The sequence below is a fragment of the uncultured Shewanella sp. genome (assembly GCF_947497935.1).
Lineage (GTDB): Bacteria > Pseudomonadota > Gammaproteobacteria > Enterobacterales > Shewanellaceae > Shewanella.
Genome location: NZ_CANMIO010000004.1, coordinates 33,669 through 48,361 on the forward strand (window position 1 = coordinate 33,669; position 14,693 = coordinate 48,361).

Annotated in this window: 14 protein-coding genes and 1 riboswitch; of the genes, 10 read left to right on the plus strand and 4 right to left on the minus strand. The window is 42.4% G+C overall.

Annotation, left to right across the window (positions count from 1 at the left end):
• The first annotated feature begins 20 nt into the window (after nt 1-20).
• The 4 genes from Q1A86_RS05735 to Q1A86_RS05750 all read left to right on the plus strand — a co-directional run bounded on the left by Q1A86_RS05735 (nt 21) and on the right by Q1A86_RS05750 (nt 5,826).
• The gene (locus tag Q1A86_RS05735; RefSeq protein WP_299804016.1) at nt 21-3,299 is read left to right on the plus strand and encodes a mechanosensitive ion channel domain-containing protein; all 3,279 of its coding nucleotides are present in this window, start codon (nt 21-23) and stop codon (nt 3,297-3,299) included.
• A 235-nt stretch (nt 3,300-3,534) separates the two neighbouring features.
• Nucleotides 3,535-3,807, plus strand: coding sequence for a YdcH family protein (locus tag Q1A86_RS05740; RefSeq protein WP_299804019.1), 273 nt, complete (start codon nt 3,535-3,537; stop codon nt 3,805-3,807).
• A gap of 159 nt (nt 3,808-3,966) precedes the next feature.
• Nucleotides 3,967-4,066, plus strand: a riboswitch (purine riboswitch).
• A 94-nt stretch (nt 4,067-4,160) separates the two neighbouring features.
• A complete protein-coding gene (gene add, locus Q1A86_RS05745) occupies nt 4,161-5,156 on the plus strand; it encodes an adenosine deaminase (protein ID WP_299804022.1) in 996 nt (331 codons plus the stop codon).
• Between the two features lie 328 nt (nt 5,157-5,484).
• Complete coding sequence (locus Q1A86_RS05750) at nt 5,485-5,826, plus strand: NINE protein (protein ID WP_299804024.1); 342 nt, start codon at nt 5,485-5,487, stop codon at nt 5,824-5,826.
• A 195-nt stretch (nt 5,827-6,021) separates the two neighbouring features.
• Here Q1A86_RS05750 and Q1A86_RS05755 read toward each other — a convergent pair whose 3' ends face one another.
• From Q1A86_RS05755 to Q1A86_RS05765, 3 genes are all read right to left on the minus strand, one after another.
• Nucleotides 6,022-6,261: a YgjV family protein gene (locus Q1A86_RS05755; RefSeq protein ID WP_299804025.1), complete on the minus strand. Its 240-nt coding sequence runs from the start codon at nt 6,259-6,261 to the stop codon at nt 6,022-6,024.
• A gap of 97 nt (nt 6,262-6,358) precedes the next feature.
• Nucleotides 6,359-7,138 carry a nucleoside phosphorylase gene (locus Q1A86_RS05760; RefSeq protein WP_299804028.1) on the minus strand — a complete coding sequence of 260 codons (780 nt, stop codon included), beginning with the start codon at nt 7,136-7,138 and terminating at the stop codon, nt 6,359-6,361.
• Nucleotides 7,139-7,398: 260 nt separating this feature from the next.
• Nucleotides 7,399-8,346: a LysR family transcriptional regulator gene (locus Q1A86_RS05765; protein WP_299804031.1), complete on the minus strand. Its 948-nt coding sequence runs from the start codon at nt 8,344-8,346 to the stop codon at nt 7,399-7,401.
• Between the two features lie 391 nt (nt 8,347-8,737).
• On the opposite strand from Q1A86_RS05765, the gene Q1A86_RS05770 reads away from it, so the two are divergent.
• Genes Q1A86_RS05770 through Q1A86_RS05780 form a run of 3 tightly spaced genes read left to right on the plus strand, consistent with a single transcriptional unit; the run spans nt 8,738 to nt 10,881 of the window.
• The gene (locus Q1A86_RS05770) at nt 8,738-9,475 is read left to right on the plus strand and encodes a basic amino acid ABC transporter substrate-binding protein (RefSeq protein WP_299804033.1); all 738 of its coding nucleotides are present in this window, start codon (nt 8,738-8,740) and stop codon (nt 9,473-9,475) included.
• A gap of 7 nt (nt 9,476-9,482) precedes the next feature.
• The gene (locus Q1A86_RS05775) at nt 9,483-10,163 is read left to right on the plus strand and encodes an amino acid ABC transporter permease (RefSeq protein ID WP_220758753.1); all 681 of its coding nucleotides are present in this window, start codon (nt 9,483-9,485) and stop codon (nt 10,161-10,163) included.
• On the plus strand, nt 10,156-10,881 hold the full coding sequence (locus tag Q1A86_RS05780; protein ID WP_299804040.1) for an amino acid ABC transporter ATP-binding protein: 726 nt from the start codon (nt 10,156-10,158) through the stop codon (nt 10,879-10,881). Before Q1A86_RS05775 ends, Q1A86_RS05780 begins: the two co-directional genes overlap by 8 nt.
• Before the next feature lie 231 nt (nt 10,882-11,112).
• On the opposite strand, the gene Q1A86_RS05785 is transcribed toward Q1A86_RS05780, so the two are convergent.
• Nucleotides 11,113-12,135: a tetratricopeptide repeat protein gene (locus Q1A86_RS05785; protein WP_299804043.1), complete on the minus strand. Its 1,023-nt coding sequence runs from the start codon at nt 12,133-12,135 to the stop codon at nt 11,113-11,115.
• Nucleotides 12,136-12,558: 423 nt separating this feature from the next.
• Between Q1A86_RS05785 and Q1A86_RS05790 the strand changes: the two genes are divergently transcribed.
• The 3 genes from Q1A86_RS05790 to Q1A86_RS05800 all read left to right on the plus strand — a co-directional run bounded on the left by Q1A86_RS05790 (nt 12,559) and on the right by Q1A86_RS05800 (nt 14,689).
• Entirely contained in the window at nt 12,559-13,038 is a 480-nt protein-coding gene (locus Q1A86_RS05790) for an aminoacyl-tRNA deacylase (RefSeq protein WP_299804045.1), read from the plus strand.
• Between the two features lie 258 nt (nt 13,039-13,296).
• Nucleotides 13,297-13,791: a hypothetical protein gene (locus Q1A86_RS05795; protein ID WP_299804047.1), complete on the plus strand. Its 495-nt coding sequence runs from the start codon at nt 13,297-13,299 to the stop codon at nt 13,789-13,791.
• A 340-nt stretch (nt 13,792-14,131) separates the two neighbouring features.
• A complete protein-coding gene (locus Q1A86_RS05800) occupies nt 14,132-14,689 on the plus strand; it encodes an NAD(P)H-dependent oxidoreductase (RefSeq protein WP_299804050.1) in 558 nt (185 codons plus the stop codon).
• Nucleotides 14,690-14,693 lie beyond the last annotated feature (4 nt).

Here is a 14,693-nt window from a genome sequence, read left to right on the forward strand (position 1 = left end):
CGTGAAAGTGGGGAAAGCCTGTGAGTCTGGAAGTTAAGCTCAAAGTGACAAGGCGCCTATGGTGGCTATTCCTATTTTTATCGTTAACGCTACTCTCCTTAGCATCAAGCAGCCAGACCCAGCCTGATGCCAATTTCTTAAAAAGTGAAATAGCCCGACTGAATATTGAATCGCCAAAAAATGAAAGCTTAATCAGCCAATATGAAACTTTGCTGTCTCGAATTAATGGCTATGAAAAACAAACTGCCACGCGAGAAAAGTATCTAAACATTGTTAGCCAGTTTCCGGTGCAACGAGAGCGGTTACTCAAAAAGATAGATGATGTAGAGCGGTTAGATATCTTTAATATTCGCCGTAAAGATAAGTATAGTGACCTTTCTCAATCTATCGCGACACTGCAAGCTGCGCTAATAGAATGGCGATCTACATATCAAACCAATAGCGATCAAAATAAGCGACTGATTAATGAGAAAACAACATTACCCCAGTCTCTCGCACAAACGGATAAAGAAATCGAGCAAGCCTCTATCATTAAAAGTGATACTGGCAGCCAGTTAGATCAGTGGCTTGAATCAACCCACTTGGCCTCGCTAAAACTTCAACGACAAGTGACCTCTGCTCAGTTACAGAGCTTAGATGAACGTACTGAATTACTGATTTTAGAGCAGCAATTACTGAACCGAAAAATTCAATTAGCCTCGCCAATTTTGATTGAATTACAAGATAAATTAACCCGAGTCGAGCAGGCCTCAGTTAAAACACTCATTGAACAAGCAAGGCAGATCAGCGAGGAGGCGCAAGGAGATACGGAGGAGCAACACCAAGTAGAGCTAGTCAAAGCTTACACCTTAGAATTAGAAGAAGTACTGGATAAGATTGATAAAACGCGAATTATGTATCAAAAAGTTGAGTCTGAGCAACGCAGTTTAGCGGATGACCAACGCTTAATAAAAGATAACTTGGCTTGGTTACGCGATAGCACGGTTTTTGGTGCTTCCATCCGTGCACAGTTACAAAGGTTACCCTCCAAAGTAGACACGCAATATATTCCCGATGAAATTGCCAAAGCCCACATTCGAAAATACGAGATAGGCCAGTTAAAAGATGATGCAGAGCAACAAGGTGCAACTTCTAGAGGTAAAAAAAACGAAGAAGACCCAGACAGATTAGCCTCGTTATTAAATAAATTATTAGTCCAATTAACGAAAGATTATGACAAGCTAATTTCAGCATTGAGTCAGCTAAAGTTGGTCAAGGATCAATATGCTCAAACAGTGGAAAAAGCACGTAGTTTTTTAAAGCAGCAACAGCTATGGACACGCAGTAACGTGCCCATATGGCAACACCTTACTGACTTCAATACTGTGATCTGGTTCGGCTCCAAGACACCACTTAAAAATATGTTAAATGATCTCCCACAAGGACAGTCAATATCGCTGTTAACTATATTTGCTTTGTACACGATTCTTCTTATCTATAGCACTACTCGACTGAATCGATATGCTGCTCAGCGTAAAGATGAGCTTCAAAAAGTATTTGGTCACCCACTGAAAGATCGATTTCATAATACTGTTTTGTTATTTTTACTCGCCATTATACGCGCGCTTATTCTGCCGATTTGGTATGTAATAACCGCTTGGGGACTGTATTGGTTTTGGCCAGTTACGACCTCAAATGAGCTCAGTACACTGATCTTTGCCAGTGCATCAGGCGTGTTTGTCGTCGAACTCATCCACGCCTTAAGCTATAAACAAGGTGTTCTCGCGCTCCATCTAAACTGGCCAGAGCAAATTTGCTCATACCTGCATAAAGGAAGTCAACGGATCCTCTGGCCATTTGTCATTTTGTTGCTTAGTATTTTTGCTGCAGAACTGGTTTCAGGGATCCATGAAGCGGAAATCTCACGCGTATTATTCCTATTACTAATGGGAGTAATGATGGCTGTATTTATTTCACTGCTGAAGGAAAACCATCTCCCCTCTACTTTACCGTCCCCACTTAATAGAGGCTTCTCCCTCTATCTATTTCGTTTCATCGTTATCGGTTCGTTTATTACTATTATCGTTATGGCCGTTATGGGGCTTTATATTGCTTCATGGATCCTACTTATCTATCAACAGTTAACCATTTACGTAGTGTTAGCCGTGCTATTTACCTACCAAATGGGAGAACGCTGGCTAAAGTTAGAGCACCGGCAGCTCAGCTATCAGCGCCTGCTAGCACGGCGTGAAGAGCTCATTGCTCAACAACAAGAGCAAGCAGATGAATCACCCGAAATTACTGAATTAAGGGAAACTATTCCTGATGTAGAAGAGCGCAGTTTAGCGAGTGAACAAATTAGTGAACAGTCACTAACGCTGTTGCGTGGCTTGTCCTTAATTGGCTTAGTGGCTGCGGTGTTAACCTTATGGTCAAGCGCCTTAGAAATGACCAGTTGGTTAGATGCCATTGTGGTGTGGCAAGTAAATGAAATGACCCAAACCGGTGTAACCCTAGTGGATGTGACTCTGCAATCATTGATTTATGCAATGGTCACATTAATCGTGACGTTTGTCGGGGTGCGAAACTTACCTGGCATTTTGGAACTGTTGATCCTGCGTCGTCTCGACTTAGCGCCAGGCGCTGGCTATGCGGTTACCACTCTATTGCGCTATGTAATTTTAATGGCTGGCTTAATGGGTGCGTTTTCCATATTAGGTTTTCAATGGTCAAAATTGCAATGGCTGGTTGCGGCGTTTGGAGTTGGCTTAGGGTTTGGATTACAAGAAATTTTCGCCAACTTTATTTCTGGTTTGATCCTCTTGTTTGAACGACCTATCCGCATTGGTGACATTGTGACGATTAATGACTTATCGGGAACGGTGAGTAAAATTCAGACCCGTGCCACCACCATTATAGATTGGGACAACAAAGAAATAGTGGTGCCAAATAAAACCTTTATTACAGAAAAACTCATTAACTGGTCCTTGACGAGCCCCATCACCAGAATCGTCATTCCTATTGGTGTGGCTTACGGCTCAGATATCGATAAGGTGGAGAGCTTACTGTATCAAATTGCTGATGAGCATCCACTCGTACTACCAGATCCGCAACCTTCTGTGGTGTTCTTATCTTTTGGAGCTAGCAGTCTCGACTTTGAATTAAGAGCCCATATCACCGCAATTGAACTACGCCTATCAACGGTTCATATCATCAACAAAAATATTGATCGCTTGTTTCGAGAGCACCAGATTGAAATTGCCTTTCCGCAAATGGATCTACATGTTCGTGATTTGCCACCAAAGCCTAAAGACGCATAAACTTTATTTTAAGTCATTGAATATTTATTAGTAGTGACTGCTTTCGATATGAAGGCATTTACTTTTTGATGTCAAAAGTAAGCATGCAATTTGCTCATTATTTTGCAATTTTGTATTGCTAAAACCTACAGAGATCTCACTTTAGAGCCGATTGCACTGCTATAGTGAATCGAGAGCCAAAATCAATTGTTTCTGTTCAGTACGACATTTTAGTTCAGCAATTCAAGGGGCAACTATGTTAAATGAAAATCATGCGCTTATTTTCGACTTCCCAGAATTTAAACAAGACATTGTTTACTTAAATTACACCGACCAAGAGTTTGATAAGCTTTCTAAGCAATACCACCTGCTTGATTATGATATTCGCCAGCTAGAAATTGCCGGCAGCCCTACCGACGATGAACATATGCATCAACTCAAAGTGCAACGTGCCAACTTAAAAGATGTTTTGTTCCATAAGCTTCAAGCCCATCACGGCAAATCTAAATCACATACAGTTAATTCATAAGCGACTAAAAGCATACCGTTAAGATGAGCCAGAAGATCAAATTAATTTGGCTTTTGGCTATCAACACATAGGCAAGCTCCTAGCTTATTATTGCCGTTAAATGAAAATCCGTTTTCAGTTATTTGTTATAGAATCTTTCACTAGTGGGTAAATGAGTGCTAATATTTGCGGTTAACACTTCGTATAATCTCAATGATATGGTTTGAGAGTTTCTACCAAGAGCCCTAAACTCTTGATTATGAAGACTTTACTTTATGTAATGCTAATTTAATAAGTTTAGTGCATTGTTGCTGTGCAGCAAGTGGGCGCTGATGAACTTAAATGGGTATAACCACTTAATAAAGGAGAGCTTCATGAATTATCTACAGCTACCCAAAATCGATCTTCACTGCCACCTAGACGGAAGCGTTCGCCCGCAAACCGTCATCGACCTCGCTAAGCTTCAAAGCGTTACTATCCCAAGTTTTAACGTCGATGACATCAAAGCCTTGATGGTGGCACCAGAGTCTTGCCCCAACCTTGATGAATACCTAACCCGCTTTGCACTGCCAGTTTCTGTGATGCAAACAGAAGCCGCCCTTGAGCGTATCTCATTTGAGCTATTTGAAGATGCAGCTTTAGAAAACGTGAAGTACTTAGAAGTGCGTTTTGGACCTCAACTCCATCGTAAAATGGGTCTAAACTTCGAGCAGATTATTGGCAGTGTCGTCAAAGGTATGCGCAAAGCTGAAGCTAAATACGACATCAAAGGCAACTACATCTTATCTATCATTAAGGTGCTACCAAAAGATGATATCAATGATGTTATCGATGCCGGGGCTAAGTTCCTCGATAACGGCGTGGTGGCTTTTGATTTAGCCGCCAGTGAAGAGCCAGGTTTTTGCCACGAGTATATTCCTTATGCTAAGTATGCCCTTGAAAAAGGCTATCGCATTACCATTCATGCCGGTGAGCAAGGCGTTGGCCAAAACGTGTATGATGCCATCTCACTCTTAGGCGCGGAGCGCATCGGTCATGGTATTCATATTAACAGCCATCAACAAGCTTACGACTTAGTACGCGCTGAGGCCGTAGCATTAGAAACTTGCCCTAGCAGTAACGTGCAAACCAAAGCGGTTGAGAGTTTAGAGAGCCATCCATTTGGCGAGTTCTACCGTGATGGTTTATTAGTTACCATCAACACTGACAACCGCACCGTATCTGATACCACTATGACTAAAGAGCTACAACTGGCGGTAGAGAAGTTCAACTTAAGCGAACAAGATTATTTTGCTATCTATAAGATGAGCGTTGAAAATGCATTTGCATCTAACGACGTTAAACAGTCTTTACTGAAGCTCATCAATTAGGGCTCTATAACTCCTAAGGCTTTAGCTTGTCAGTTAAAGTCGCACTTATAAAGCGCTCTTAACCAATAGCCAAGAACTGTATATTCAGATACTGCTCTTGGCTATTTTGTTTCAGCCTTGCTCCACAGGTAACAATGGCCCCCATCCCCCTTTACTCAGCCCAAGCGTGGCAAAATCCAAGTCATAGCCCCTCTATTTAGAATAAAGCTATTCGCCTCTTACTGTTTTATTTTAATTTTGTGAACCATGCACCTATGTTTCGGCGCACACTTGTACACATAATGAGGTACTAGCCAGATATCAGCCGTATTGACTATTGGAGTTTGCGATGCAGAACATTGATTGCCCACAGTGCAGCCATAAAATCGACCTTAATTCAGTTTCTTGCCCACAATGTCATGCCGCACAAGGGTTAGAATCCTTAGCTGGAGTCGATCCTGATATGCGTATTAAAAACCAGAAACTAGCAATATGGTTTAGCTTCCTACTCGGTGGACTGGGGCTACATAAGTTCTACTTAGGTCAACATTTAAAGGGCAGTTTGTACTTAGCATTTAGCTGGACACTGGTACCTATGGTTGTTGGCTGGGTCGATGCAATCCGCACCTTGAAGATGACGCCATTTAACTTTGAGCAGCGTTACTGCAAAAGAGTGTCGCAAGGATTTTAAGCCGCTATTGTTTAAGCAAAGACTCTTTATGCAAGACTGATTTAAACTGGCTCGCTTAAACAAGCGTTTGCTCAGTTGAACGTATAGAAAAAGACAGCTAAGGCTGTCTTTTTTGCTTTATAAGGTTGCAGCATTACCACGCAATTATTTTGAGGAGAGTTGCTTTCTATACAAGACACCTACAGAAGCCCCTGATTAATCCGCTTTTACTGGCTCAGTCTTGGGGTTTCTTTCCACTTTAACGATATGATAAATATTGATCATGATACAGATGCAATTCATCAATACGACTGGATACGCCCCGATTAACAGCGCATAAACCACCATCATTAAGCAGCCAACTGAATTCAGATAACGAAGCTTTGTTATATTTGATACCAGCAAAGAAATGGCTATAACGATAGAACCCAAATAGCCGATAATTTCATGATCCACTATTAGTACCTTCTGAGTTAAACAATGAAGAGTGGTGATTTACCCTCAAGAACAACAAGCTGTGAACCTTGATAAAACACCACGTTATCAGCTGAATTTAGAATAAGTTTTTGCCATGATGGAAACGATAAATAGCTTCTAGCGCGACCTCTGTTTCTTTCTCAATACCTTGTTCGAGTAGAATATTTCGCTTACCCCAAAAATTCTCGCCTCTCTTATGGTTTGCAGCCACGGCACAGATAGTCGCGCCTTTCAATCCACGACGATGACACACTGTGAAGAGTGCCGATGCTTCCATTTCAATATTCTTTAAATTTAGGCTAATAAGCTTTTCAATCCATTCGGGAGTTTCACCATAAAATGAATCATCCGTTGAAGTAACCCCCCAGTGAACCTGATAGTTTTCCCCTACAGACATCTCTTTAGCGACACGAATTAATTCAGATGTGACCTCTAGGTCAGCAACAGCAGGTAGATTATCTGGCACATAAAATTTTGATGTTCCCTCATTTTTCATGGCCGCTGTCGTAATAACTAAATCACCGATATTAATATCATCTTGCAGGGCTGCGCAGCTTCCTAAACGGATAAATACTTTTGCGCCAATATTAGCGAGTTCTTCAGCTGCAATAGCCGTAGATGGGCAGCCCATACCTGTTGAAGTAACAGATACCCGAACTCCCTTGTAATAACCTGTATAGGTTTTGTGCTCGCGCTTATGGGCAACTAATTCTGCATCGTCCAAATATTTCGCAATGATATCTGTTCTGAATGGATCTCCCGGTAACAACACGTATTCAGCCACATCCCCTTCTACCATGCCAATATGGTACTGTTTGATCCCCTTGGTTCTTTCACTTTTATCTACAACTGACATAACCCACCTCTAATTATTATGATTAATCATCTTGCTGCTGACTTTGCAGCTAATAATCAGATAGTAATTAAGCTCATTTTTCTCATCTACAGGCTTTCACTTGAAACAGTTTTTCCACCTGAGAATGGAGACGTAGTTACATAAAGTAAGAGGGCGAAAACTAAAGAAGAGTAGCTTCAAGGAGTGGTTAAAAGCGATAACTGACAAGATATTGAGGATCTGCTTCGCCTTAAAGCAGATACCAAGTTTAGGTTAACTTGCTATCCGTTAACCCACTTTGATATGTTTTGGTCCCAATATGCTGGTTGACCAATCGAATGCTTAACAGCATCTATAATCGTTTTCAGTCGAGTAGGAAGGTTTTGGCTTCTTGGGTAAACCGCATAGACAGGCATTTTTTGCGTTGGCTTCCAATCCCTCATCAAGGGGAGCAGCTCTCCTTTCTCTAATTCATCGGTTAAAAGGTAGCTGCCGATATAACCAATGCCTCTGCCTGCCAGCACAGCATCACGAATAGCCTCAGCCTTATCGACTCGATAGTTTCCATAGACCTGTATATCCCGCTGTTTACCGTCTTTTGCAAATAACCAATGGGTATAACTGCGATCCTTACTGTGGTAGGTAACACAGTTGTGCTCCGTCAAATCGTCAGGGTGTATTGGCTCACCATGCCTTTGTATATAGTCTGGAGATGCCAACAATATAAAGTGTGTATCCACTATTCTTTGCGCAACATAGCCTATATTTATCTCTTCAAAAGTCGTAAACCAAAGGTCGAAACCTTCATCCAACATGTCTACCTTATAATCAAATAAACTCACTTCGATATTGAGTCGTGGATGCTTTCTTTGAAGATCATCCAAAACAGGTAAAACGTGCAAATTTCCAAATGAACAGGAAAGTGCTAATCGTACATTCCCTGAAAGCTCGTCTCTACAACCCGGTATTTTCGTGTTCGCCAAATGAATCTGGCTCACGATGACCTCACAGTAACTCGCGAAGTCCCGACCTTCCTCAGTTAGGGTCAGTGCTCTAGTATTCCTATTAATCAGTTGAGTTTGAAGCCTCTTCTCAATGACATTCAGCTGTTTACTGACATGAGAGACAGATATCCCAAGTTTTTCAGCGGCTTTAGTTAAACTGCCAGTACAGGCTAAAGCGTTAAAGAGCACCATTTGATAGGCTTCATGTTGTATACCGTCTTTCATGCTTAACCTTGTATCAGAGCCATGTAGATATTTGAGCATTAACAATGCAAAAACGCTTTCTCAGAGTAATTTGAAATATTTTGTTTGTTAACGATTACTTTATGATTTTAAGAAGCGGCTCTAATTTTTCAGCTCTTCCCCCACGCAAACCCACTACATATTTATTCACCAGCCACTACTATATGAATATCTAAACAACAAAGAGGACACCAGCAAAAACACTACAAATACTGTTACCAAAGCGTTAACAAACAACGAAAGCGATTAATAACTGCTCACTCAAACCACCCAAGACTGAATTTTAAGTCATTTTATATGAATAATTATTGATTTTAATTTTCATCCATTTATAGTCGATGCCAATTAAGTATTTTGATGAAGAGAATTGAAAATGAAGAAGTCAGTATTGGTTATAGCAAGCTTAGGATTAACAGGCGCATTAATGTTAACTGGCTGCGGTAAGAGTGATGATGTACTGGTTGTGGGCACCAATGCTTCATTCCCACCATTTGAATACGTAGGTGGCGCTAGCGGCGATGAAATCATGGGCTTCGATATCGATTTAGCTAAGCAAATCGCCAAAGATGCCGGTAAGACACTCAAAGTTGAGAACATGAATTTTGACTCGCTGATCGTGGCGCTCAATGCGGGCAAGGTCGACTTTATCGCCTCGGGCATGACCATCACGCCAGAACGTCAGGCAAGCGTTAACTTTTCTGAGCCTTACTATGAAGCCACTCAAATGGTGCTTGTGAATAAAGACAATAACAGCATCAAAAGTCTAGAAGACCTTAAGGGTAAGCATATCGCGGTGCAACTAGGTTCGACCGGCGACATCATGGCGAAAAGCTATAGCCAGCAGGTAACGGCCTTCAACTCAGGCTTCGAAGCGGTAATGGAACTGAGAAACTCAAAAGTCGACCTAGTGCTATTTGACAGCGAACCCGCCATCAGCTTTTTAGAGAAGAACCCACAGCTAAAGATGGTTGAGCTGGATTTCTCACCCGAGTTTTACGGATTTGCGGTGGCTAAAGACAAAGTTGAACTGCTAGACAGCATCAACAATAGCCTAAGCATCATGAAGCAAAACGGTGGCTATGAAGCCCTCGTTAACAAGCATATGAAGTGAGCCTGCAATGATTGATGCAATTAACACTTCTCTATTTACCCCCATAGGTGAAGACGGTTTAATCGGTATTTACCTTATTCTCAATGGCCTTAAAGTCACCCTTATTGTGACCTTCTTCGCCATGATAATCGGCTCGATACTCGGGGTCGCTACGACCTTGATGAAGATGTCTTCAAAATGGTACCTGAGCTGGCCTGCTAATATTTACGTTAGCATTATTCGTGGTACGCCAGTAGTTGTGCAGTTAGTGATCCTTTACTTTATCGTGCTCGCCGCGCTGGATGTCGATAAGATCACCGCAGCGATTATCGCCTTTGGCCTTAACAGCGGAGCCTATATTTCAGAGATCATTCGTGCGGGTATTCAAGCTGTCGATAAAGGCCAAATGGAGGCGGCAAGATCACTCGGTTTATCTCACGGCCAAACTATGAAAGAGGTCATTCTACCTCAGGCGATTAAGAACATTCTGCCATCGCTAGGTAACGAGTTTATCGTATTGCTCAAAGAAACCGCCGTGATTGGCTTTATCGGCGGAGTAGATCTGATGCGGGCAGGTGAGATCATCCGTAGCCGTACCTTTGAAGACAGTGTACCGCTATTTACCTGTGCACTGATCTACCTATTACTGACCTATATCTTCACCTTTATGCTGTCTAGATTTGAAACGAGGTTAAAGCAAAGTGATTAAAATAAATAACTTACATAAGAGCTTTGGCGATAACCCAGTGCTAAAGGGGATAAGCGAGCAGATTAACCATGGCGAAGTTGTCAGTGTGATTGGGCCATCGGGTAGCGGTAAGAGTACCTTTCTACGTTGCATCAACTTACTCGAGCAGCCCACCGAAGGTGAAATCATCATAGATGGTCAATCGATTAGCGCTGCAGGTGCCTGTGTTGATAAGCTAAGACAAAAAGTCGGTATGGTGTTTCAAAACTTTAACCTGTTTCCCCATAAAACAGTTAAGCAGAACATCACCCTTGCACCTGTAAAACTAAAGCTGATGACCCAAGCACAAGCGGATATTGAAGCCGAGTCCCTGCTTGAGCAAGTAGGTTTAAAAGATAAGGCGGATGCTTATCCCTCTAGCCTGTCGGGAGGCCAAAAACAGCGTGTCGCCATTGCTCGAGCCTTAGCGATGAAGCCAGAGCTGATGTTGTTCGATGAGCCGACATCGGCGCTCGATCCTGAGATGGTGGGTGATGTACTCGATGTGATGAAATCCTTGGCACAAAAAGGCATGACCATGGTCATTGTCACCCACGAGATGGGCTTTGCACGAGATGTGTCCGATAGAGTGATCTTTATGGATGGCGGCGTAATCGTAGAAAACAGCGAACCCGAGGCGCTATTTAGCCATCCTAAAGAAGCCAGAACTCAGGCATTTTTAAGTAAGGTATTGAGATAGTGTTAGCCACTATGTTGCTTCTGTTTGAGCAGCATAGTGGCCTCTCATTTCCGCGCCTCAAAGAGGAACATCAGCCCTTATCAAAAACATATTTGCTCAACCGCCAATTCGCGCCTGATAGGCATGAAGTTTGAGAGTTACCTTTTAGCTTCTTGGGTTTAGGAATTCTGTTCTTTGATCAAAGTGTCAGACCTAGTGATGACCAATACACATCAATGTACTGTCTTTTCGTTAATGCACTGTACGCAGCTCTGTAGGACTTCGCATTAACGCTTCTAACGCTTGCTGATGTCCCTGCGCTGCGGCTTCTAGATACCACATCTCAGCGATATGTGGATTTTGCGGATCACTGTTATCTGATTCATATATGCTACCCAATACATACTGTGATTCAGCATCTCCTTGCTTGGCCGCAGCCGTGTACCAGGTTATCGCTTCAGACATGCTTTTGACCACACCGTCACCCTGTTCAAACATCACCCCAAGGCTATATTGCGCATCGGATAGCCCTTGCTCAGCCGCTTTCAAATACCAGCTTATGGCTTTCGCTTTGTTAATTTTGGTACCTTCCCCTAGTTCATACATTGAGGCTAAGTAAAACTGGGCTTTTGCGTGCCCCTCATTGGCTGCTTTTTGATACCAATCAAAGGCATTTACCTTGTTGGCAGCAACGCCTTGTCCAAAATCATAGGCAGAACCAACATAAAATAGGGAAGCAACATGGCCTTGCTCAGCGGCTTTCATATACCAGGCAAAAGCTTGCACTTTATCTTCTGCAATACCCACTCCAAACGTTAGCATTCTAGCCATGTCATACTGGGCTTCATCAAGGCCTTTATCTGCCGCTTTTCTTATCCAATAAATGGCTTCAGGGTAGTTTTTTCTAGTCGAATGAAAAATCATCCCTATGGCATAAAGTGCATCGACATGATCTTGCTCCGCCGCTAGGTAATACCATGTGAGTGCTTCTTGTCTGTTCTCCGGTACACCAAGTCCATAATCATAAATCGACCCGAGTTTGTATTGCGCGTCGGCAATGCCTTGTGCTGCCGCTTTGCGATACCATTTAATCGCTACGTCACTGTTCTTCAATGTGCCAATTCCAAAATCATACAGGGTTGCGAGCGTATATTGCGCGTCAGCATCGCCTTGCTCTGCTGCCTTGCGATAACTCTCAATGGCAAAATCTTGATTTCTTTCAGGACTTACACATCCAACCAACAAGAAAACGATCAATAGAAATAAAAATCTCATAATGACTCTTTGGCAACATGACCCTATCACTCGCTTTTAGAGGCGGAGCATGAAGCTTTTAGTTAAAGTATTCAATTGAATTTCAGAGCCCTACGAGAAATAAAGACGTATCAACCTTGCAGCTGGTGACGGCACCCGATTGAAATAATGGATCTCGGCTTGGCACTACAATCATTAAGTCTTGATCGAATTGTCCTAAACGCTAAATCGTTAACGCCAAGCCCCAACCTCTGCCCTATGATATTAAATTAAGTGTGGCAGCTCTCGCCTGCCAGCACTGGCTCAATCACTAACCATTATACTTAGCAGGAAGCGCATTGCTTTCTGCTTTTTACCAGAAAAACCTTTGCCGTATTCAACCAGTAATATCTGTGCTGAACTATAATTATGGGGAGAATCATTGGACTTTTATGAGGTAATACCATGTCTATTTCAGAACGATTGAATGAATACTTGCATGACAATAAGATCGACTATGATCTTGTTCCTCATCCCCATAGTTTTAGCTCTTTGAGCACGGCTATTGCCGCCAATATCTCACCCTCTCAGCTAGCTAAGGCTGTGATCCTAGAAGATCATGAAGACCGAAGAGTCATGGCCGTACTGCCCGCAAACCATAAGGTCAGCCTTAGAGCACTGGGCGACAAACTCAACCGCGATCTACGCTTGATTGAAGAGAAAGAGGTCTATGAGATGTTTAGCGACTGTCACAAAGGTGCTATCCCATCGCTAGGAGAGGTCTACAATGTCGAGGCCGTTTATGACGATCTGTTAGTCGAAGCCAAAGAGGTTTACATTGAAGCTGGTGACCACAACACGCTTGTTCACATGGCTAGAGAGGACTTTATCAAACTGATTAAGGATGCCAAGCATTTGCGCTTCAGCCACCAAAGCATCCATTAACATGCACGCGACTTAGCAATACTATGGTTTAAGTTGGGCAGACTCCTCCACCTGTCCAACATTGCAATATTTTTCATAGTTCCATCAATCGATTAGAAAATGATGCTATGCCTAACGAGTAGAATACCTAATCAATAGAACACTTAATTTTCAATAACTTAATTACAAGCCCACACTTGCTGAATTGACGACTGAAGTGCATTATGGATGGGTAAAGAATGCACAGATGTAAAGAGATTAACAGGCAAGGAAAGCACCATGCATATTCTGCTCAGAGTGAGTTATATACTGATTGCTAGTGGCTTACTGTTGCTATCGTTCAATTCACTCGCCATCTCAAAAGCGGCCAGCCATTCCAACAGTGATGTGGTGACAATTGAGCTCAATAAATACCTAGGTGGCACAGAAGGCAAGCTCAATAATAAGTCTGCGCTCAATTTTAAGTTTACTAACACCAATAGCAGTAACAAAAATACTTGCAGCATTATCACCACCGACAATTATCTAAGGCACGCTAAGAATCGGCTAGAGAACATTAACCTTAGCGAGAAAAACTTCTACTTTGACTGTACCTGGAATGGCCGTTATTACTTTTTATCTAATCGAGTAAGAACCTATGCCGAAGTGATCATTAAGCAACCTGATAGTCAGTTTCCGATGTCGATGCATATTGAAGCTAAGTTGGTAAGTTTAACTGGCGAGCAAGTCGAAATTATTAGCGGCGATATTTCACTAAGACGCAATCAAAAGTAGAAGTTAATCAGCAAGCTCCTTGCCACAATAAGGATTATAGCTGCATTGGATAAGTAGACTGACAATAGCTTTAGTGCCGAATGAAATTACGTCACTGGCTAAATACGCCGCAAACCGTCTAACAATCACCCAACAGCCACAAGGTAAGTGTGACTCGCCCGCCAATATCCTATCAAGTTAATCCACATTAATAAGCGTCTGTGCAATATTAGCGCGCCGCAGATCTAGACCAGATAAAAGGTCAACTTTATAAAACTAAAATTAACCTCAAAAACAACGGTTTTGAGGTCGACTGCGCGCACTTATTTATGACTTTTAGACGACTTTAAGTGTACAAAAAATGAATGACACCAACAGCAATGTGCTACTGATCTCGGGCCATCCCGACCTCAAACGCTCCGTTGCAAATACCGAAATACTTAACCTGCTAGCGACAACTAGCCAGATTAAGATCCATAAACTCGATGAGGCCTGCCAAGGCTTTCGAATTGATGTTGTCGCTGAACAAGCCTTACTGACTCAAGCCGATACGATTGTTTTACAGTTTCCACTGTACTGGTCAACCTATCCGGCATTGATGAAGCTGTGGTTCGATGAGGTTTTTACCTACAACTTTGCCTTTGGTCCTAACGGCGACAAGCTAAAAGGCAAAAAAGTGATCTTATCCATTACCTGTGGTGCAACTGAAAATTCCTATCAACCAGGTGAGTTTAACTTCTTGCCTCTTGAGCAGTATTTACAAGCCGCTATGCATCCCGTGAAGGCTGCACAAATGGAAATTGTCGATACGGTGATCACCTTCGAGATGAATTCAACACCTGATGAAGGCGGCGATCAAAATACCGTTATGCAATTAGCTCAACAACATGTAGAGCGCTTAACCCATTTACTCAACTAACTGA